This window comes from Halorubrum sp. B52 (genome assembly GCF_059752555.1).
The window spans coordinates 539441-559306 of sequence record NZ_MWTG01000009.1 but is presented as its reverse complement, the minus strand read 5'-3'; the positions used below and the strand labels follow the sequence as shown (position 1 = coordinate 559306).

General features: G+C 71.6%; 23 protein-coding genes. 12 read left to right on the top strand and 11 right to left on the bottom strand.

Features of this window, described 5'->3' with window-relative positions:
- The first annotated feature begins 39 nt into the window (after positions 1 to 39).
- The 5 genes from B4V04_RS11380 to B4V04_RS11360 all read left to right on the top strand — a co-directional run bounded on the left by B4V04_RS11380 (position 40) and on the right by B4V04_RS11360 (position 3680).
- Positions 40 to 705 carry a DUF7384 family protein gene (locus B4V04_RS11380; RefSeq protein ID WP_498231710.1) on the top strand — a complete coding sequence of 222 codons (666 nt, stop codon included), beginning with the start codon at positions 40 to 42 and terminating at the stop codon, positions 703 to 705.
- Positions 706 to 730: 25 nt separating this feature from the next.
- Positions 731 to 1699: an HhH-GPD family protein gene (locus B4V04_RS11375; RefSeq protein WP_498231709.1), complete on the top strand. Its 969-nt coding sequence runs from the start codon at positions 731 to 733 to the stop codon at positions 1697 to 1699.
- Positions 1700 to 1804: 105 nt separating this feature from the next.
- Complete coding sequence (locus B4V04_RS11370; RefSeq protein WP_498231707.1) at positions 1805 to 2203, top strand: DUF5778 family protein; 399 nt, start codon at positions 1805 to 1807, stop codon at positions 2201 to 2203.
- 34 nt (positions 2204 to 2237) lie between these two features.
- Complete coding sequence (locus B4V04_RS11365; protein WP_498231705.1) at positions 2238 to 2888, top strand: alpha/beta hydrolase; 651 nt, start codon at positions 2238 to 2240, stop codon at positions 2886 to 2888.
- An 81-nt stretch (positions 2889 to 2969) separates the two neighbouring features.
- Positions 2970 to 3680, top strand: a complete 711-nt coding sequence (locus tag B4V04_RS11360) for a class I SAM-dependent methyltransferase (RefSeq protein ID WP_498231704.1) — start codon at positions 2970 to 2972, stop codon at positions 3678 to 3680.
- A 44-nt stretch (positions 3681 to 3724) separates the two neighbouring features.
- On the opposite strand, the gene B4V04_RS11355 is transcribed toward B4V04_RS11360, so the two are convergent.
- From B4V04_RS11355 to B4V04_RS11330, 6 genes are all read right to left on the bottom strand, one after another.
- Positions 3725 to 4054, bottom strand: coding sequence for a transcription factor S (locus B4V04_RS11355; protein ID WP_498231703.1), 330 nt, complete (start codon positions 4052 to 4054; stop codon positions 3725 to 3727).
- Positions 4055 to 4417: 363 nt separating this feature from the next.
- The gene (locus B4V04_RS11350; RefSeq protein ID WP_498231702.1) at positions 4418 to 5536 is read right to left on the bottom strand and encodes a putative sulfate/molybdate transporter; all 1119 of its coding nucleotides are present in this window, start codon (positions 5534 to 5536) and stop codon (positions 4418 to 4420) included.
- A gap of 87 nt (positions 5537 to 5623) precedes the next feature.
- The gene (locus B4V04_RS11345; protein ID WP_498231700.1) at positions 5624 to 6244 is read right to left on the bottom strand and encodes a DUF8135 domain-containing protein; all 621 of its coding nucleotides are present in this window, start codon (positions 6242 to 6244) and stop codon (positions 5624 to 5626) included.
- The gene (locus B4V04_RS11340; RefSeq protein ID WP_498231698.1) at positions 6241 to 7116 is read right to left on the bottom strand and encodes a hypothetical protein; all 876 of its coding nucleotides are present in this window, start codon (positions 7114 to 7116) and stop codon (positions 6241 to 6243) included. Before B4V04_RS11340 ends, B4V04_RS11345 begins: the two co-directional genes overlap by 4 nt.
- A 131-nt stretch (positions 7117 to 7247) precedes the next feature.
- On the bottom strand, positions 7248 to 8084 hold the full coding sequence (locus B4V04_RS11335; RefSeq protein ID WP_498231696.1) for an RAD55 family ATPase: 837 nt from the start codon (positions 8082 to 8084) through the stop codon (positions 7248 to 7250).
- 60 nt (positions 8085 to 8144) lie between these two features.
- A complete protein-coding gene (locus B4V04_RS11330) occupies positions 8145 to 9158 on the bottom strand; it encodes a beta-ribofuranosylaminobenzene 5'-phosphate synthase family protein (protein ID WP_498231694.1) in 1014 nt (337 codons plus the stop codon).
- Between the two features lie 139 nt (positions 9159 to 9297).
- Between B4V04_RS11330 and B4V04_RS11325 the strand changes: the two genes are divergently transcribed.
- Complete coding sequence (locus B4V04_RS11325; protein WP_498231692.1) at positions 9298 to 9768, top strand: hypothetical protein; 471 nt, start codon at positions 9298 to 9300, stop codon at positions 9766 to 9768.
- A gap of 73 nt (positions 9769 to 9841) precedes the next feature.
- On the opposite strand, the gene B4V04_RS11320 is transcribed toward B4V04_RS11325, so the two are convergent.
- The 3 genes from B4V04_RS11320 to tbsP all read right to left on the bottom strand — a co-directional run bounded on the left by B4V04_RS11320 (position 9842) and on the right by tbsP (position 12824).
- Complete coding sequence (locus B4V04_RS11320) at positions 9842 to 10180, bottom strand: cupin domain-containing protein (protein ID WP_498231690.1); 339 nt, start codon at positions 10178 to 10180, stop codon at positions 9842 to 9844.
- Between the two features lie 76 nt (positions 10181 to 10256).
- Positions 10257 to 11948, bottom strand: a complete 1692-nt coding sequence (locus B4V04_RS11315) for a YcaO-like family protein (protein WP_498231689.1) — start codon at positions 11946 to 11948, stop codon at positions 10257 to 10259.
- 69 nt (positions 11949 to 12017) lie between these two features.
- The gene (tbsP, locus tag B4V04_RS11310) at positions 12018 to 12824 is read right to left on the bottom strand and encodes a transcriptional regulator TbsP (RefSeq protein ID WP_498231687.1); all 807 of its coding nucleotides are present in this window, start codon (positions 12822 to 12824) and stop codon (positions 12018 to 12020) included.
- Between the two features lie 317 nt (positions 12825 to 13141).
- Here tbsP and glyA point away from each other — a divergent pair, with 317 nt between their 5' ends.
- The 6 genes from glyA (at position 13142) to B4V04_RS11280 (ending at position 17282) form a co-directional block, all read left to right on the top strand.
- Positions 13142 to 14389: a serine hydroxymethyltransferase gene (glyA, locus tag B4V04_RS11305; RefSeq protein ID WP_498231686.1), complete on the top strand. Its 1248-nt coding sequence runs from the start codon at positions 13142 to 13144 to the stop codon at positions 14387 to 14389.
- 110 nt (positions 14390 to 14499) lie between these two features.
- Positions 14500 to 14910 carry a DUF3054 domain-containing protein gene (locus tag B4V04_RS11300; RefSeq protein ID WP_498231684.1) on the top strand — a complete coding sequence of 137 codons (411 nt, stop codon included), beginning with the start codon at positions 14500 to 14502 and terminating at the stop codon, positions 14908 to 14910.
- A 234-nt stretch (positions 14911 to 15144) separates the two neighbouring features.
- The gene (locus B4V04_RS11295; RefSeq protein ID WP_498231682.1) at positions 15145 to 15426 is read left to right on the top strand and encodes a DUF8015 family protein; all 282 of its coding nucleotides are present in this window, start codon (positions 15145 to 15147) and stop codon (positions 15424 to 15426) included.
- A gap of 85 nt (positions 15427 to 15511) precedes the next feature.
- Entirely contained in the window at positions 15512 to 16510 is a 999-nt protein-coding gene (locus B4V04_RS11290) for an ornithine cyclodeaminase family protein (RefSeq protein ID WP_498231680.1), read from the top strand.
- Positions 16511 to 16617: 107 nt separating this feature from the next.
- Positions 16618 to 17037 (top strand): CBS domain-containing protein, encoded by a 420-nt coding sequence (locus B4V04_RS11285; RefSeq protein WP_498231679.1) that lies wholly within the window; start codon positions 16618 to 16620, stop codon positions 17035 to 17037.
- A 2-nt stretch (positions 17038 to 17039) separates the two neighbouring features.
- The gene (locus tag B4V04_RS11280) at positions 17040 to 17282 is read left to right on the top strand and encodes an amphi-Trp domain-containing protein (protein ID WP_498231677.1); all 243 of its coding nucleotides are present in this window, start codon (positions 17040 to 17042) and stop codon (positions 17280 to 17282) included.
- A gap of 110 nt (positions 17283 to 17392) precedes the next feature.
- Here the strand turns inward: B4V04_RS11280 and B4V04_RS11275 are convergent, their stop codons facing one another.
- Positions 17393 to 18460: an mRNA surveillance protein pelota gene (locus B4V04_RS11275; protein WP_498231676.1), complete on the bottom strand. Its 1068-nt coding sequence runs from the start codon at positions 18458 to 18460 to the stop codon at positions 17393 to 17395.
- Positions 18461 to 18485: 25 nt separating this feature from the next.
- Positions 18486 to 19640 (bottom strand): DUF4013 domain-containing protein, encoded by a 1155-nt coding sequence (locus B4V04_RS11270; protein WP_498231675.1) that lies wholly within the window; start codon positions 19638 to 19640, stop codon positions 18486 to 18488.
- Between the last annotated feature and the right edge of the window lie 226 nt (positions 19641 to 19866).

Sequence of the window (19866 nt, the reverse complement as noted above, 5' to 3'; positions counted from 1 at the left end):
GCCGCAACGCGGATACCCGTGGGCGACCACGGTCCGGCCGTGACCTTCGCCGACCTGTTCGAGCGAGCGGCCGGACGCGCTGCGACCGAGGACGCGGTGCGCGCCGCGCTCGCGGATCGCCGATCGGGCTCCGGGGGCGAGGACGGTTCGAACACCGACGGCGACGACGCGGAGAGCGACGCCGACGTCTCCCCCCTCGACCGCGAGCCGAGCCCCGCCCGCGTCGTGGCCGACGCCGACGCGCTCGCGGCGGACCTCCTCGTCGGCGGCGCGGCCCGCGAGGCGCTCGACGCGCTGCGCGCGCACTCGTGGACGACGCTCGTCGCCAGCGACGCCCTCCTCGACGACGCCGAGGCGGTGATCGCAGACCTCGCGGACGACTCCCTCGCGGCCGACTGGCGCGACGCGGTCGAGGCGTGGCGCGAGCCGGTCGCGCACCCGGCGGGCGACCACCCGGCGCTGGCCTCGGCGTACCGCGGCGCCGCGATGCAGGTCGTGAGCCTCGATCCGTCGCTCACGGGGGCGCGAGCGGCCGCCGGGCTCCGCGACCGACTGCCGGTGAGCGTCCGGGAGCCGCGGGCGTTCGCGACCGTGTTCTCGGCCGAGAAGCTCTACCCCGAGGCCGTCGGCGGCGACTACCCGGGACCCGACCGCGACCCGCGCTCGATGGCTCCGGTCGGCGTCGGCGAGGACCAGCACCGATAAACGAGCGCCGACCCGACGAACGGTAATGACCGATTCGGACGCGACCGCGAGGGATGCCGGCGGCACGGAGGGGCTCGCCGACGGCGACGCCCCCGCGCTGCCGGCCGACCTCGACGCGGTCCGCGAGGCGCTCGTGGAGTGGTACGAGGCGGACCACCGCGACTTCCCGTGGCGGCGAACCGAGGACCCCTACGCGGTCCTCGTCAGCGAGGTGATGAGCCAGCAGACGCAGCTCGACCGGGTGGTCCCCGCGTGGGAGGACTTCCTCGACGAGTGGCCGACGACCGCCGACCTCGCCGCCGCCGACCGCGGCGACGTGGTCGCGTTCTGGTCCGACCACTCGCTCGGCTACAACAACCGCGCGAAGTACCTCCACGAGGCCGCCGGACAGGTCGAGGACGACTACGGCGGCCAGTTCCCAGAGTCGCCCGACGACCTGCAGGAGCTGATGGGCGTCGGCCCGTACACCGCCAACGCGGTGGCGTCGTTCGCCTTCAACAACGGCGACGCGGTCGTCGACACCAACGTGAAGCGCGTGCTCCACCGCGCGTTCGCGGTCCCCGACGACGACGCGGCGTTCGCGCGAGTCGCCTCCCTGGTCATGCCCGACGGCGAGTCCCGCGTCTGGAACAACGCGATCATGGAGCTCGGCGGCGTCGCCTGCGGGACGACCCCCCGCTGCGACGAGGCGGGCTGCCCGTGGCGCGGCCGGTGTCACGCGTACGAGACCGGCGACTTCACCGCGCCCGACGTGCCCGAGCAGCCGAGCTTCGAGGGGAGCCGCCGGCAGTTCCGGGGGCGGGTCGTCCGGACGCTCGGCGAGTACGACGAGCTGGCGCTCGACGAGCTCGGTCCCCGGGTCCGGGTCGACTACGCGCCCGACGGCGAGCACGGGCGCGAGTGGCTCCGCGGGCTCGTCGACGACCTCGCCGACGACGGGCTGGTCGACGTTGACGAGGGCGCCGACGGCCCGGTCGTTCGCCTCCGGGACTGAGCGGCCGGGCGTCGTCCCCGATCGGTCGGGCATCGCTCGGCGGCCGGAACGGAGCCGAACGCGTGAACCGTCACCCGTTTATCACCGGGGACGGAATAGAGGGCCATGAGCGAGACCGTCGACTCCGACCTCTACGCGCGGACGAAGGCCCTGCTGGAGCCGGGCGACATCGAACTCCTGGGCTGTATCGTCCACACGACGCTCGGCGGGCAGGAGGACCTCGAGATGCACGAGCTCACGGTCGCCGCCAACGACGTCATCGCCGACCACGCCGGCAAGGGCGAGGCGTACATCGAGGCCGGCAACGACGACACGAGCTTCTCCTCGAACCAGTTCCAGGGGCTCACTCTCGACGGCGAGGAGTTCGTCTGGGAGTGCCAGCAGCTCCTCCGGGACGGCACCTTCGACCTGGTGTTCTACTACGAGGCCGACGTCGACCAGGAGGCGCTTACAGAGGATCTGGCCGCGCTCGACAACGTCGACCGCGTGACGCAGGTGCCCTGACGCGGCGAACTCCGAGGTTTCCAGCCCAACTCCCGTGAGCGACACCGTCCTCATCCCCGGCGGTCGCGACGTGCGCGCGAGTCTCGACACCGCCGCGAGCGACGCGCGCGAGTCGGATCGCGACGGCGACGCCCGCGCCGACGCGCTCGTCGTCGCTTGCCCGCCCCACCCGCAGCAGCGCGGCCACCGCGGCGATGAGCGGCTGCGAGCGGCGAGCGACGCCCTGACCGACCGCGGGATCGACTGCCTCCGCTTCGACTACGGCGACTGGGACGAGGGGTACGGCGAGAGCACGGACGCCGACAACGCGGTCGGATGGGCGGCCGAGCGCTACGAGCGCGTCGGGCTGTTCGGCTTCTCGTTCGGGGGAACGGTCGCGCTCGTGACGGCCGCCTCGCGCCCCGGCCTCGCCGGCGTCTGCGCGCTCGCGCCCACGGCCCGGCTGAACCCCGACGTCGACGCGGTCGCGGCGCTCGACGGTCTGATCGATTTGGGCGTACCGGCGCGGATCCTGTACGCGACCCGCGACTCGACGGCCGACTGGGAGCCCGTCGTGGAGCGGGCCGAGGAGCTGGGAATCGAGACGAGAGCGTTCGAGTCGGACCACTTCTTCGTGGGGCGTGCCGGTGACGTGGGAGCGGACGCGGCGAGTTTTTTCGCGCCGCGTCCGGGCAGAAGCGTATAAACGGCAGTCGGTTATCGCCGTGCTAACGGCCGGTGAACGAACTGGCACATATAAGCCCCACACGGGCGACAGCTACCATTCGTGGTCTCTCCCCTCAATACGTTGAAAGGCCGGATCGCAGGGCTCGTCCCGGCGCGAGCGTATCCCGTACTGAAGGGCGCACGCGCGTCGGTCTTCTACGACCCGGATCGAGTCAAGGCCCCTCACGGAAGGGACTCCGTCCCGGAGACCCTCTCGGCGGAACACGTCAGAGACGCCGAGGTCGTCCCGTCTCGAGAGGAGATGCTGGAAGCGTTCCCGCAGGGCGGACGCGTCGCGGAGTTGGGGACGGACGAGGGGGATTTCTCCGAGCGGATCCTCTCGATAACGGACCCCGACGAACTGTACTTGATCGACGTCTGGGAGTCGACGGAGTTCAGCGACCGGAGTGTAGAGGAGGTGAAAACCAGGTACGCGGAGCAGATCGCGGACGGAACCGTGGAAGTCCTGCCGGAGCGACCGGACGTCGCCCTCGAACGCTTCGAAGACGGGTCCCTCGACTGGGCGTACATCGACACCACCCACACGTACGAGCAAACGCTGAACGAGCTGCGGATCTGCAGAGAGAAAGTGAAATCCGACGGCGTCATCGCCGGACACGATTACTGCCTCGGTGACGTCCCCGGGGGGCGGTGGTACGGCGTCATCGCCGCGGTTCACGAGTTCTGCGCGGAGTCTGAGATGGAGTTGACGTACCTGTCGCTCGAAACCCACGGCCACAGCAGCTTCGCGATAGAGCGGCTCGACTCGTAGCGTGGAAATCGCCGGTGTGCCGAATACGGCGGCTTCGGGTGCCGTCAGTTGTAGCCGCGCCAGCGACGCCCGCACTCCTTGCATTTGAAAAAGCGCGTCGGCGGCTCGTCGGCGGCGCCCGTCTGTTTGATCGTGTACCACGCCTCGCCGTGGCCGCACTCGTCGCAGACGACGTCGGTCGCGGTCGGCTTCCCCTCGAAGTTCGCGCCCTCCTCCGTCTCGATCACCTCGCCGCCGGTCTGTTCCGTGGTCGACTCGAAGTCGGCCGCGAGCGCCTCGTCGCGCTCGGCGGTGCCGCCGCAGTCGTCGTTCTGACACACCATCTCCCCGTCGACGGAGACCATCATCGAGCCGCAGTCGTCACAGAACTGCATATACGCGTCGGCTACGGTACGGAGCGGTTTAGCTCCCGTGACTGCGCTCTAGACGAGGACGGATACGGAGCCGGATTGTGACGTGGTTTCCTCAACGACACGGGGACGACCTTCAAAGCCCCAGCCGCGCTCGGCTCCCACAGCTCGCTGCGGTCCTCGGTCGCTGCGCTCCCTGCGGTCCTTGCGTCGCTGGGGTTCGCCGAGCGCGGCTGCCCCTTTGAGTCCCACCCCGCACCGCAACCGCACAGCACCTCACGCCTCCCCAGCCTCGTCGCTGGCGCCGACGGCGCCAGCGACTCCCTCGCGCGCGCTCCTCACGCCCGGTGGGCGCTCGGAGGCGCGCGCCGCCGCACCGCCGACCATTTATAAGCGATCGTCACTAGTGTCGCCGACCCGCTCCCACGCGAGGTGCGCGACGATCCCGAGCAGGAACGCGACGCCGAGGTTCGTCGCCAGCGCGACGAGACCGATCGCGACCGAGAGCGCGACGTTCGAGGAGTCGAGGGCGTTGCGCGCGAGCGAGACGGCGACGATCGCGAGCAGCGCGCCGAGCATCGCCACCGGGAACGCGTCGAGGAGCGCGGGCGTCGCGAAGGGGACGGCGAGGAGGTAGCCGGCGCCGAGGACGACGTTCGCGCCGCCGGTGCGCGCGCCGAACGCGTGCTTGCCGGCGACCCCGTCGCAGCCGTGACACATCGGGATCCCGCCGAGCGGCACCGCGAGCAGGTTCGTCGCGCCCATGCTCGCCGACAGCTCGTCCGGTGTCACCTCGGCGTCGAACAGGTCGGCGAAGAGGAGGGAGGTCGCGAGCGCGGCGTTCCCGATCGTCATCGCGAGCTGCGCGACCACGCCGTCGGCCGTCCGTCGGGTGATCGCCGCGGAGAACGCCGAGGGCGACGGGGTCGGCGGCGCCCCGGGCCACTGCGGCGCCGGGACGCCGGCGGCGACGACGGCGATCGCGACGCCCGCGACCGCCACCGCGAGCGCGCTCGCCTTCCGGTGCCCGGCGAGCGTCGCGAGGGCGGCGATTCCCACGCCGACCGCCGCGAGGACCGGGTCGCCGAGCGCGAGGTCGACGCCGGTCTGCAGCAGGATCAGCCCGACCGCGAACTGCACCCCGCGGATCACCGGCTCGCCGATCCAGCGCTCCACCCGCGCGAGCGTCCCGGAGAGCCCGATCGCGAGGAGGAGGACGCCGAGGATCAGCCCGGCGAGCGCGAGCTCGGCGTACGTCAGCGCGCCCGCGATCGCCAGCGCCGCCAGCGCCTTCATCGGCTCGACGGACACGGGGAGCCCGTACCGGACCCCCCAGACGACCTGGAAGACGCCGAAGCCGACGAGCGCGTGCGGCAGCGACACGTCGGTCAACAGCGCCAGCGCGACCACGAGCGGGATGACCGTAATCGAATCCCCTATCGCCCCGGTGAACGCTCCCGGACCGAACTCGATCCCGCGCCGTCGCACCGCTCCGACGATTCCCACAGTGTGCGTGGACTCGCGCCGGAGACGCTTGAGAGTATTCAGAAACCGTCGTCGGGATCGATCGGCGCCGACGTAATCGTTTTTAGTTCACTCGCCGGAGTCGAACGTCGGGTCCTCCTCGGAGACCATCGGGCAGTTCCGCACGCGGAACTCGTCAAAACCGACCGCCTCGAGGATCGTCGTCCCCTCGTGGCCGCACGCGACCTCGGGCGGCGGAGTGAAGTGCGGGCACTGCTGGCAGTACGTCCGCTTGGAGACGACGTGCTCGGTGTCGCCACCGCCGGGGACGGCCGTCGCCCCTCCGAGGGCGTCGGTCCCCGCGGCGTCCGCGTCGAGGGACTCCCAGACGTCCTCCTCGGCCGGACCGCCGACGTCCATCCGCTCGAACGCGTCGTCGACGTCGGCCCCCGGATCGGCGGGGCCGAGCTCGTCGAAGGGGTCGTCGCGCCGCGCGCCGGAGGCGCCGGATTCGGGGTCGACGGGAGCGGGATCGACGGGGTCGGAGTCGGAGGCGCCCCCGTCCGGGTCGTTTCCGTCCGGATCGCCCCCGTCCGGATCGCCCCCGTCTGGATCGTCTCCTTCGACACCGGCCCCGAGCTCGGCGAAGGGGTCGTCGACCTCGGCCGCGGGCTCCTCGAGGGAGTCGAACGGGTCGTCCACCTCGCCCGCGTCCGAGTCGCGGCGCCGCCCGCCACCCTCGTCGCTCATCGGTCGCCTCCGGCGTCGCGGGTGCTCACGTCGCCTCGGTCGTCGTCGACGTCGCCGTCGAGGGCGGGCTGCTCCGCGGCGACGAGCCGCGAGGTGCCGAGGAAGCCGGGGTTCGGGTCCAGCTCGGCGAACTCCCGTCCGCAGTGGGGGCACTCGGGCGTCGTCAACAGCCCGATGTCGACGGTTCCGCCGCAGTCGGTGCAGGCCGCCTTCCGGACGCCGTCGCGGTTGGCGGTCGCCGTCAGCGCGTCGAGGCGCTCGCGGTCGGCGCGGTCGCGCTCGGCCGCCTCCAGCCGGCGCCGGACCCTGACGACCGCGCTCGCGACCCGGGAGAGCTTGTCGTCGAGCCCCTCGACGTCGACCGCGTCGGCGTGCGCCGCCGACTCCGCGAGGTCGTCCACCCGCTCCTCGACGCCGGCCAGCCGGTCGTCGAGGTCGCTGACGCGCCCTTCGACCGCCTCGTCGACGGTCGACCGCGCCGCCGCGTCCGCTTCGAGGTCGTCGACCCGCTCCGCGATCCGGTCGAGGTCGGCCGCGAGCGCGTCCAGCCGCTCGGCCGTCTCGGCGTGCGCGTGGTCGGCCGGCGCCTTCGCCTCCAGATCGCGGTAGAGCTCGACGAAGCGCTCCCGGAGGTCCTCGACCTTCTCGTCGACGTCGGCGTCGAGGGCGTCGAGCCGCGACTCGATCGCGGCCACCTCCTCTCGGTCCGGCACGTCGATCCCCTCCTCCTCCGCGAGCGCGACGATCGCGCGCTTCAGCAGCTCCTCGCGGCCGACGTCGGCTTCATCGGCGGCCTCGTCGACGGCGGCTTCGGTGGCGGTGGCCTCGTCGGCGGCGTCGACCGTCCCGTCGGTCGGATCGAAGTCGCTCATTGAGGATACCCCGCCATTTATGCTCCGTTTAACGGGGAGACTTAAGTAATCTGTCGCGCCGTTCTCCGGATCGATACTCGGAGCGCGGGGACCGGCCCGAGTGAAACGCGGTCGGTGCCGCGTTCGACCGCTCACCGGATCTTCCGCACGTCGCTGATGTCGAATCCCCCCTCGTGGATCTCGGTCTCGAACCGGACGATGTTCTCCGCCTCCAGCCGGGAGAGGACGCCGCGGAACTCGCGGACGAACATCGTTCGGGCGCGCTGGGAGCCGCCGCTCTCCCACGTGAACTGGAGGGTGCCGCCCGCGGCGTCCATCAGGGCGCCGAACTCCCGGTCGGAGATGGAGTCGGTGTTCACCAACACGAGGATGAGCCCGCCCCACCGGTAGGCGGCCTTCTTGAGCCCCTTCATCACCATCGCCACGTCGCTCCACTCCGTGTCCTCGTCGACCATCGAGACGAGGTCGGTGACGGAGTCGATGCAGACTAAGCTTCCGTCGGCGTTCTCGGAGAGGTAGTCGCCGAACGCCGTGAGCACGTCCTCGTACTCCCCGCGGTCGCCGAGCTCCGTGATCGACGCGGTCTCGGTCTCGTACCAGTCGCGGGGGACCGGACTCAGCTGGAAGTACTCCGGCGAGAGGTCGCGGAAGGCGATCTCGTCGATCGCGGCGTCGACGATCTCGTCGGCCATCGTGTACCCCATCTCGCGGGTGAGCGCGTCGGTGTCGGCGGTGAACGAGAGGTAGTGGACGTCGTCCGGGAGCGCGGCGTCGGCCGGGAGGTCGCCGTAGTAGAGGTCGAACAGCTCCGCGTCGGCGCGCCCGAGGGCGTTCATCGCCGCGGCGGTGTAGAGAAACTCGCGCGCGCCCGCCCCGGACTCGCCGGCGAGCAGCACGACGTTGCCCGGCGGCGCGCCGCCGCCGAGGATCGAGTCGAGGCGGGCGACGCCGAACGGAACGCTCGTCATGTCCCGTACCGGGTCGCCGTCCCGCTTAGTGTTGTTGCTCGTGCGGGCGTCGCGGAGCGGCTAGTCGGTCCGCTGTCCCGTCACCCGCGCCCCGCCCTCGGCCGCGCGGACGACCGCGACCGACCCGTCCACGCCCGCCTCCGCCAGCGCGCGCTCGCCCGCGCCCGCCGCTCCGTCGGCGTTCGCGGCGTCCGTGACGCCGTACACGGTCGGGCCCCACGAGGACTGGCCCGCGCCGAACACCGCGGCCGACCCCGACAGCGACGCCACCACGTCGCCGACGGGCGGGCGATAGACGCCCCCCTGCTCGTCGGCGTACCAGGCGCCGTTGAGCCGACCGATCTCCGCGACCGCGGCGCCGAATCGCTCGGCGTTCCCGGTCGCGACCGCGGGGAGCACCCGCCGCGTGACGATCCCGCCGATCCGGTCGGCGAGCCCGGGCTCCGCGCGCTCGACCGCGGTCCGCATCGCGTCGTCCTCCGCGTCCCCGTTCCGGCCCGGGGCGACGTCCGGGCGCACGAGCAGGAAGCGCCAGTCGTCGGGCACGTCGTGGCGGGCCGCCACCGGCGGGACGGTCCACTCGCCGTCCGCGGGGCGGTCGGTCGTGAACCGGGCGGTCGGGTGGCCGGCGTCGAGGACGAACCCGCCCGCCTCGAACGTCGCGACGCCGACGCCGGAGCGTCCCCCGCGGCCGAGCGCCGGGGCGCGCTCGCGGACGCGGGGCTCCTCGCCGTGAGCGACCGCGACGGCCGCGAGCGTCGCGGCGGCCAGCTGCGTCCCGCTCCCGAGCCCGGCGTGGCGCGGGAGCGACTCGCGGAGCGTGACGCGGGCGCCGTCGACGCCGAGCAGGTCGACGGCCGTGCGGGCGTACCGGAGGACGTCGTCGCGGACGGCGGGGTCGGTGGAGTCGTCGCCGTCGGCCGTCTCGACCGCCACCCGGTCGGCGGGCTCGGCGTCGACGACGACCCGCGGCTCGCGGAGGCCGACGCCGAGGGCCCCGTACAGCCGCTCGTGCGAGAGGCTGAGGTTACAGAAGCCGAAGTGGAGCCGGGCGCCGGCGCTCGCGCGTGCCATCGTTGTCCGCGTTTGGGGGGCGACTGATAAAGGGTGCGTGACAGTGGCGGGCGTTGCCCACGAGTCCGAGCGAGGACGGTGCGGCCGGCGTCGCGGAACCGAAAAGACTTCGTGTCAATCCAGATGTTTGTCCGTTCGTATGCCCTCCAGAAGAGCGTTGCTGGCGACCGTCGGCAGCGCGGCTGTCGCCGGGATAGCAGGCTGTAGCGGGTCGGAATCGGGCGGTCCGGACACGGTCGACTGTCAGACGAGCGCCCTCGATCACGGGGACGGCGACGTGCTCGATGCCGGCGCGACCGGGACGGTCGAAGACGGCGACGTGCGGCTCGCGGTCCCGCTGTCCGTCGACGACGTCCGAGAGAACGACCTCGACAGGATCGAGGTGTACGACGCGACGGACGCGCTGGCACACGTCATTCCGGTCTCGGCCGACGACGCCGGACTCATGGCGAACAAGGTCGGCGTGAACGAGGGACAGCTCCGGTACGAGCAGTCCCTGGGCCGTCGACCGTTCCACGGGCAGTACCGAGTCGTCGCGGTGAACGCGACCGGTGAGGCCGTCGATTCCGTCACCGTCGAGTTCAACTGCTTCGCGGACGTCAGCGACTGACCGGTCGCCCCCGCGCGGTGACGGTCGACGACGGATCGACGCCGGGGTCACTCACAAACGCGCGCCCGGTCGCTCACTCCCGCCAGTCCGGGTTCGCGCGCGGCGGCGAGAAGATGTCGTACCCCACGACCGCCTCGTCGCCGTCGTTGCGCGCGGCGTGCGGCTCGTCGCCGGGGATGCTGTAGGTGTCGCCGGCCTCGACGACCAGCTCCTCGCCGTCGACGAGGAACGTGAGCGCCCCCTCGGTGACGACGCCGATCTGCTCGTGCGGGTGGTCGTGCTCGGGCACTTCGGCGCCGGGTTCGATGACGAAGCGCTGGATGCTGGTGTCCTCGCCGGCCGCGCCCTGCGTGAGGAACACGTCGTCGACCGCCTCGGCCGCCTCGACGTCCGCGTCGGATACGACGTCCATGGCAGAGCCGGCGGCCGGGAGCGACTTAAATAGGGCGGGTGGGGCGGCCAGCGAGCGGGTAGGGGGAGACGAGCGACTACGGGAACGGGTGGTACTCCTTCTCCAAGTCGGGCTCGAACCCCATCGACCGGGGCACGTCGCGGGCGCGGTCGCCGAAGAAGGGGTCGCCGGTGAACAGCGGCTGCGCGCCGGGGACGAGCACGCGGACCGCCTCGAACCCCATGCCGGCGAGGTCGCGGGTCGTGAGCCGGGCGACGTACGGCTCCAGCCCGACGGTCTCGACGCGGTCGACGACGGCCTCCAGCTCCGCGGTCCCCGAGAGCGCCGGCTCGCCGAGCGCGTCGGCGGCGACGCTCGCGTCCGGGTCGAAGAACGCCCGCGTCTCGTCGGGGAAGTCGGCGTGGTGACCGATCGCGGCGCCCTCCTCCGCGGCCGCCTCCGGGCCCATCGACCGGAGCTCCGTCCAGTTCTGAAGCGCCTCCGCGAGCGCGCTCCGGGCCGCCGCGACCGGGTCGAGGTCGGCGCCCGAGCCGGCCGCGAACCGAGGCCAGTCGCCGTCGCGGTGAACGCCGACGGCGACGACGGGCACGTCGACGTCGGTCGTGACGAGCAGGGGCGTCACCGACAGCGACTCGGCCCGCGCGCGCTTCTCCAGCTCGGCGAACGTCGGGTCCTCCACCTCGAGCCCGAGCGGCTCCGTCGTCGAGTACCAGCTCGTCATCGTCGCGTCGCGCTCGATCGCCTCGTACAGCCCCGACAGCGCGGCTTCCGGCCCGGAGTTGCCGAGCCCGAGCCCGGTCGTGATCGCGGGCCGGTACCGGCGCTCCGGCGGCGGGAAGTGGACGAACTCCGCCGGGAGGCTCGCCGGCTCGCCCGTCGCGAGGGACTCTCCCGTGACCCACGCGAGGCCGTCGTCGCGGTCGTACGCCTCGTGGTCGTCGGGGCGCACGAACGCGTCGGGCGTCACCGGGCTCGGGACGTTCGCGGCCGGCGCGCGCGTGAACGACGCCTCGCGGTAGACGCCCGCCGCGTACCGCTCTAACCCCTCGCCGAGCGCCTTCATGAACGCCGCGTCCCAGCCGGCGTCGACGCCGCCGCCGAACTCGGCGGCGCGGGCGTCCGAGAACGGCGTGGTGTCGGCGACGCGCGCGACGTAGTACGGCACCGGGAACGACTCCCGCTCGCCGACCTCCGAGAGCGCGCCGATCCGGGGGTCGACCGCCCGCTCGGCGCGGTCGATCGACTCGTCGAGGGCGCGGTCCGCGTGCTCCCGCGGGAGCGCGTCGCCGGGGGCGTCGCCGCAGCCGCAGCCGGGGACCGGGAGGAGGGTCCGCTCCGCGCCCGGCACTTCGACGACCGCGTCGGCGACCGGGTCGCCGGCGAGCAGTCGGATGACGCGGCGCCCGGCGAGCGCACCGGCGTAGCGCACGGCCGACCGGCGGCCCCGGGTGGCGTCCGCCGGCTCCGCCCCGCCGCTCGCGACCCGGGCCCGGAGGCAGTCGTAGCAGGCCTCGTCGAAGACGGTGACCGCGGCGTCGACGTCGGCGAGCGGGACGCCGCCGAGCCCGCCCACCTCGATCCCGACCCATCGGTCGAGGGCGTCGTTCGCGGCGGCGAAGGCGTCCGACCCGGCGGTGTCGACCACGACCGCGAGGTCGAAGCCGTCCAGCAGCCCCGGCTCGACCGGCATCACGTTCACGTCGACGTCGCCCAGCGCGGCCGAGACGGCGTCGACCGCGGGCCCATCGCCGACAAGTGCGATATCCATGTCCCGTCCGACGCGAGGGAGCGGAAAAAAGCCGCGGGTAGCGGTGTCGCGGGCGGAGACGGCCCTCGGTTACGACATCAGTTCGCTCGCGACCGCCGCGAGCTCGTCGGCGTCGACGCCGTGGAGCCGGTCGTCGCCGAGCTTGAGCCGGAGGCGGGGTCGGCCGACGTCGATCGGGACCTTCTCGGTGTCGATGATCCCGAGGTCCTCCAGCCGGGTCTTCGTTCGGGAGAACGTCGCCTTCGAGGCGATCCCGACGTCCTCGCCCCACTTCGAGATGTCGTAGAGGAGCACGTCGTTCTTCGCGGCGACGAGCAGCGAGACGGTCACCTCGTCGAGCGCGGCGTCGGCCGCCTCCATCGACGCGAGCACGGCGTCGAAGTCGTCGCGGGTGGCCTCGCCGATCTCGGCGGCCATCGTCTCGCGGACGCGGCTGAGCGCCGGCGTTCGGAGCCCGTACTCCTCGGCCGCCTCGAAGGCGTCGCGGTGCGTCGCGAACACCTCGTCGACGAACTCCCCCTCTTCCGTCGAGAGCGCGGCGACGTGCTCGCCCGCGCTCACGAGGACGACCACCCGCGAGGGAGAGACGAACAGCGCGTTGTCGACCTCCGCCGAGAGCACGCGGAGCCCGAGCGAGCCGTCGGCGACGAGGTCGGCCGCCTTCGACGCGACGAGGAAGTCGTCCGTCACCTTCTTCAGCGTTCGCTCGTCGGCCAGCATCGACAGCTTCGGTAGGTCGTCGCGACCGGTCGCCGCCTCGACGAGCGATACGATCGTCTCCGCGGACGGGTCGACGACGAGGAGCTCCTCGTCGGCGTCGGCGAACGCCGTGTCGAGGACGTTCTCGACGTCCGTCTCCAGTAAATTCGACACCATCTATCTTCTCGGATAAAAGCCAGATATCTATTTAATATTAACGGGATTAGAGGAGTGAACAACTGGTTTTCAGCGGCCGAAACGCCCGAAAACGACGGATTTGTCGATCCCGATCGGGATCGGCGGGTCGAACGGGTCGCGGCGGGCGCGGGCGGAACGACCTGAGGGCCGCGAGAGCGACGGTGCGAGGCTTGCGAGGGCGACGGTGCGAGGCTTGCGAGGACGACGGTGCGAGGCTCGCGGCGCCGCTCTCGCGGGAGCCGCGGCAGCGACGCCGTGACGGAAGGATTAATGCGCGATCGCACCGGCGTTCGTACATGGACAACGAGCACGTCCGGGAGGTCGATCCGGCGGTCGCCGACGCGCTGGCCGGCGAACGCGACAGACAGGAGCAGACGCTCGCGATGATCGCCAGCGAGAACCACGTCAGCGAGGCGGTGCTGGAGGCGCAGGGGAGCGTCCTCACGAACAAGTACGCCGAGGGGTACCCGGGCGCCCGCTACTACGCCGGCTGCGAGTACGCCGACGAGGTCGAGGAGCTCGCGATCGAGCGCGCGAAGGAGCTGTGGGGCGCCGAACACGTCAACGTCCAGCCGCACTCTGGGACGCAGGCGAACCAGGCGGTGTACTACGCGATGCTGGAGCCGGGCGACAAGATCCTCTCGCTGGACCTGAACCACGGCGGCCACCTCTCGCACGGCCACCCCGCGAACTTCACCGGGCAGATCTACGAGGTCGAACAGTACGAGGTCGACCCCGACACCGGGTACATCGACTACGAGGGCCTCCGCGAGACGGCCGAGGAGTTCGAGCCCGACATCGTCGTCTCCGGCTACTCCGCGTACCCGCGCACCGTCGACTGGGAGGCGATCCAGGCCGCCGCCGACGCGGTCGACGCCTACCACCTCGCCGACATCGCCCACATCACGGGGCTCGTCGCGGCGGACGTCCACCCCTCGCCGGTCGGCGTCGCGGACTTCGTCACCGGCTCGACCCACAAGACGATCCGCGCCGGTCGCGGCGGGATCGTGATGTGCGACGCGGAGCACGCCGACGACGTCGACAAGGCGGTGTTCCCCGGCGGGCAGGGCGGCCCGCTCATGCACAACGTCGCCGGCAAGGCGGTGGGGTTCAAGGAGGCGCTCGAACCCGAGTTCGAGGAGTACGCGAAGCAGGTCGTCGACAACGCCGAGGTCCTCGCGGAGACGCTCCAGGGCCACGGGCTCTCCTTGGTCTCCGGCGGCACCGACAACCACCTCGTGTTGGCCGACCTCCGCGACTCGCACCCGGACCTGCCGGGCGGCGACGCCGAGGACGCGCTGGCGGCCGCGAACATCGTCCTCAACGGGAACACCGTCCCGGGCGAGACGCGCTCGCCGTTCAACCCCTCGGGGATCCGCGCCGGCACGGCCGGCCTCACGACCCGCGGGTTCGACGAGGCGGCGATCGAGGAGGTCGGCGACCTGATCTACCGCGTCGTCGACGACGTCGACAGCGACGACGTCATCTACGAGGTCGGCGAGCGCGTCGTCGAGCTCTGCGAGGAGCACCCGCTGTACGAGTAGCTCGCGGCGGTCGGCGGGCGGCGCGGCGGGCGGCGGGCGACGCTCGTCGACGCGGCGACCGCCCGACCGAATCCGTGCGTACAAAGTAGGGGCGCCCCGGACTGGTCGACATGGCCGACTCGTCGTTCCTCTCGAATCGCCTCGACCGCGCCGCCGCGCCGCTCCTGGTCGGCGACCTGCTCGCGTTGATCGTCATGTTGACTATCGGGACACTGAACCACACCTCGGTCGAGTTCCTCACGGCGAACCCGCTGTACCTGCCCGGCGTGTACGCGCCGTTCCTGATCGCCTGGGCCCTGATCGCGCCGGTCGTCGGCGCGTACTCCGCCGGCGCCGCGGAGACGGCGAAGTCGTCCGTTCCGCTGGCGGTCCGGTCGTGGATCCCGGCCGCCGTCGTCGGACTCGGGCTCCGCGCGTTCGTCTTCCGCGGCGGCGCCGAACTGAGCTTCGCCGTCGTCATGCTCGTGGCGGGGTCGGTGTTCCTCGGCGGCTGGCGCGCCCTGTACTTCAGACTCCGGTAACGATCCGTATCGGGGCCTCCGCCGCCGTCGTCCGGCTCGTTTTCGTTCCGATTCCGCCGCGTCTCCGACGGCCCCGAATTCGGTCGGTGAGCCGCCAGAACGACGGTCCACCGCTCGCGTCCATCGTGGAATAGTTGTCATAACTTATCAGAAACCACAGAGTGATCAGCGAGGGTATCACGTCGAACCCTGAGAAAGATTTAATAGCGATTTTGTCGTAGTTTACGACTGAGCATGACTGGGTACTACGACTACGTCCTCGGACTCATTCCGGCCGCGCTGATCGGTGTGACCGCCTTTCTGAACCTGGTCGGACTGTCGTTGACGGCCGCGCTTCCCGGGGGCGCGCTCGTCGCGGGGGGCGTCATGGCCCACGCGATGTTCGTCCGGAGCCCAGTCGCCGACTCGGTCGGCGGCGGCACGCGCGTGCGTCCGGGCCGGTTCGTCGGGCGGTCCGACGAGTGGTCGACCGACCGCTCCGCCGGGCGGTCGCGTCCCGGCGAAGCCGCCGACTGAGCCGGTGCCGACCTCGGCGCCGCCGCACTGGTCGACGGTTCCGCTTCCCTGTACGGTTTAGTCCCCCGCACCCGAGGGGACCGGTATGACCGAGACGCTGTTCCTGTCGAGCGCCGACGTCGACGACCTCGCCGAGCCGGCGGACTACGTCGCCGCCGTGCGCGACGCGTACCGCCAGATCGGCGAGGGCGCGCCGGCGAAGCCGCGGACGAAGCTGTACAACCGCGATCCGGCAGGCATGCTGACCTCGTACACCGCGATCCTCCCCGAGACGGGGGGGATGGGCGGGTACACCTACTCCGCGGGGTTCGGCGCGGGCGACGCCTGGTTCGTGACCCCGCTGTTCGACGCCGAGTCGGGCGAACCGCTCGCGGTGCTCGACGGCGCCTCGATGAACCCGTTCAAGACGGGCGCCGCGGGGGCGACCGCGGTCGACGCGCTCGCTCGCGAGGACGCGACCGAGGTCGCCGTGATCGGCAGCGGCGCGCAGGCCCGCGGCCAGCTGGCGACGACCGCGACCGTCAGGGAGTTCGAGGCCGTCCGGGTGTTCTCGCCGACCGCCGAGCACCGCGAGGCGTTCGCCGAGGAGTTCGCCGACCGGATCGACCCCGACGTCACGGCGGTCGCGAGCGCGAGCGAGGCGGTCGCCGGCGCCGACGTGGTGATCGCGGCGACGAACGCGAGCGAGCCCGTGATCGACGACGCGGACGTCGAGCCCGGCACCCACGTGACGGCGATGGGACAGTACCACCCGGAGAAGAACGAGCTCCCGCCCGAGCTGATCGCCCGGGCGACGTACGTCCCCGACATCCGCGAGCGGGCGACGCAGGACGCGGGGTCGTTCCTCGCCGCGGTCGAGGCGGGGCTCGTCGGCGAGGACCACGTCGCGGCCGACCTCGGCGAGGTCGTCGCCGGCGAGCATCCGGGCCGGACGAGCGAGGAGGAGATCACCGTCTTCGACTCCGGCGGGACCGGGATCGAGACGGTCGCGGCCGCACACATGCTCTACGAGCGGGCGAGCGAGAAGGGGCGCGGGACGACGATCGACTTCGCGCCCGCGAGCGAGGCGCTCACCGGGAAGTGAACGTCGCCGACAGGTGATCCGCCAAAAGTGACACTGTTCTAAGAAATTAAGAATCATGAGGTATTTGAAGTCGGCAGTCCGTGAAGTCGTTCACGGAGGGAGCTCCCATGCCTATCAAAGATCTTGCACGAAGCGACACAGTCACCGCCGATCCCGAGACGCCCGTGGTCGAACTCGCGGCGACCATGGACGAGGAGAACGTCGGAAGCGTCCTGATCGCGACCGACGGGATACCCGTCGGGATCGTTACAGATAGGGATCTGACCGTCCGCATCCTCGGAGCGGAAGCCGATCCGGACACTCGGACCGCCGAAGACGTGATGACCGACGATCTCTGTACGATCGAGTCCAACGCGGGATTCTACGAGGCGACCAGCCTGATGGCCGAGCACGGTATCCGGCGGCTCCCCGTCTGCGAGGGCGAGAGGCTCGTCGGAATCATCACGGCCGATGACCTGACCGAACTGCTGGCCGACGAACAGCGACAGCTCGGAGACGTCATCCGGGCTCAGCGACCCGAATACTGACCATGCCGGAAGAGCAGCTGTTCAAAACCGAAGAACGGGCGACGAGGGCGGAGATCGCCGACGCGTTACGCGACGCCGCCGATCAGCTCGAATCCGAGGAGGTTCGGTTGGTGAGTGACACCGCGGAGCAGACCGTCTCCGTCCCGGAAACCCCTCGTTTCGAGGTCGAGCTCGAACGCCTCACGGATTCGGAAACCGGAGAACAACGGTACGAGCTCGAGTACGAGATCAGGTGGACGAAGTAGTCTCTGCGCTGTGCCGATTTTCTCATCCTCCGTCTCTCCACCGGACTCCCGGCGAAGGCCGTTCGATCGGCCCTCGGGGAACGGAGGGACGGAAAGGACCGTCCGATCTCTTACTGTAACCGATACCGCAGGATCGCGGCGATCCCGCCGAGATTGGAGAGCTGCTCGCCGGGGGCGAACTCCGAGGAGAAGACGACCACGTCGCCGCCCTGCCGCTCGACCGACTCGATCACCTCGTTGACGTCGATCGCCCAGTCGCCCTCGCCCTGTCGCTCCGTGCGGAGCCGGTCGTCGACCACGAGGAGCGTCTCGATCGCGCCGAACTCGGCGGCCTCCGCCACGTCCTCCGGGCCGTACGTCGCCTTCGCGCCCTGCGCGATGTTCTCGGTCAGCTCGTCGATGAGGCTCGCCTCCTTCGAGATCCGCGTCTCCTTCTGAACCTCGTCGACCGCGCCGCGCTTGAGCACCTCGTGGACCCCGCGGTCGCCGGCGGCCGAGGTGTCGACCGTGGTGATCCGGTCGGCGAGGTCGCGGTACTCCTCGGTGACGTAGTCGAGCGCGTCGTTCTTCGTGAACCCCGGACCGGCGAGGATCACGGCGTCGGCGTCGAGGTGCGCGAGCGCCTCGCCGAGCTCGGCGAACAGCTCCTCGCGGGGCCGCGAGTACTCCCCCTTCCCCGTCGGCTTCGTGAACGAGGCGTACTCCTCCGTGCCGTACTGCTGGACGGTGTGAATGTAGGCGGCCCCCTCCTCGACGGTCGCGATGGCGACGTCGGGGTTCTCGGCGGCCTCCGTCGCCTCCTCTAACCGCTCCGTCTGGTCCGGCTTGAAGTGCTTCTCGACCGTGATCTCGTCGTGCTCCTCCACGTTGAGCGTGTGGTGGGCGTTGAGCTGGTCCTCGCGGGAGCAGTCGACGATCACGCCCGAGACGCGGAGCCGGTTGGCGAACCGGGCGAACTCCACGTCGTCGACCTCCAGCGTGACGAACAGGTGCTCGCGCTGGCCGCCGGTGTCCCGCATCTGGTCGTCGTTCCGCTGGATGCGACGGGTCGTGTCGCCCTCGACGAGGTCCCCCGGTTCGAGGACGTGCGCGAGGTGCCAGAGGTCGTCGACGTTCTCGGGGACGAGGGTGAGCCGCTCCCGGCCCTCCTCGCCGTAGCCCCGGTCGGAGATGCGCATACGCGACCGTTCGCCCGCGCTCGTATCAACTCTTGTCTTCCGGGTCGACGGGAGCGTCCCACTCGAACCCGGCGGCCTCCGCGCGCTCGGTGTCTCCGGGCTCGGCGCGGTCCTCTCCCCCCTCGCTGTCGGACGGGGACGCGCGGTCGTCGCCGCTCTCGACGCCGCCCGCGGCGTTCCACTCGAAGCCGGTGCGGTCGGCGCCGGTCGAGGCCCCGCGGTCGACGCCGAGCGGGACGGTCCGACCGGTCTGGACCGCCGGCGGCACTTCCGCCGTCGACCGCCGGAACCCGCCGTCGGGCCGGTCGGGGGAGGGATCGGTCGGCGTGGGGGCCGGTTCCGACGCCGCGGGCGGCGACACGGGCGGTTCGAACGCTCCTGCCGACGACGAGGCGGGCGACTCGACCGGCTCCGCGGCGCCGAACTCGACCGCTCCCGCGGCGCCGTGGCCGTACAGCGCGTGCGCGACGACCCGAACGGCGAAGACGAACGCGGCGCCGACGACGAGCGGGACGAGCGGCGCGGCCAGCGCGTACCCCGCGCCGAGCGCCGCGACCGCGACGGCCCACGCGGCCGCGTACTCCGCCGACCCGGCGACGGCGGCGACCCGACCCGGACGGAGGGCGTCGCGGAGTCGCCCGGACGCGGCGAACGCGGCCAGCGCGGCCGGCCTGACGTACGCGAACGCGAGGAGGTACGCGGCGGTGGCGACGGCGAGGAACCCGCCGCCGGCGCCGAGGACGGCGGGAACGCCCCCGGGGCCGAGCGCGCGTTCCGCGAGATCGAGCGCGGGGACGAGGTCGACGGCACCGGTCCCGACGGCGGCGACCGCGAGGGCGACGACCGCGAACAGGAGCGCCAGCGGCGCGAGCAGCAGCGCGCTCAGCAGGACCGATCTGAGTCCGTCTCGGTACAGTTCGTTCCAGGCGACGAACGGGGGCGCGCCGTCTCGGTTCCCGGTCGCGCCCCCGCCGGCGACGACGCGGACGAGGTACCCGCGGGCGACGAAGGCGGGCGCGAGCGCGAGCGGCGCGAGGACGACGAGCGGGGGAAAGACGAGGACGCCTCCGATCCACGCCGGAGTGACGACCCACGTCAGCAGGGTCAGGAGGCCGCCGACGACGAGGACGCCGGCGGCGTCGGCGGACCGCGACAGGACCGACGACGCGCCCCGAATCATATCCGATCCTGTTCCGCGACGGTGATAAAGGATGCCCGGTCGGGCGGACTGCGTGGTCGGGGAAACCCTCTGAAGCGGGCGAACCCGAAGGACCGCCTCCCGAGCGTTTATATGATTTCGCGGAGTAGTACCAGTCGGCCGCGCGGGACTATCGTGTGCCTCTGACAACTCCGATCGCGGCCGCCGTGCGCGGCGGCCACCCCCCGTCCGCGGCTTTCGACGGACC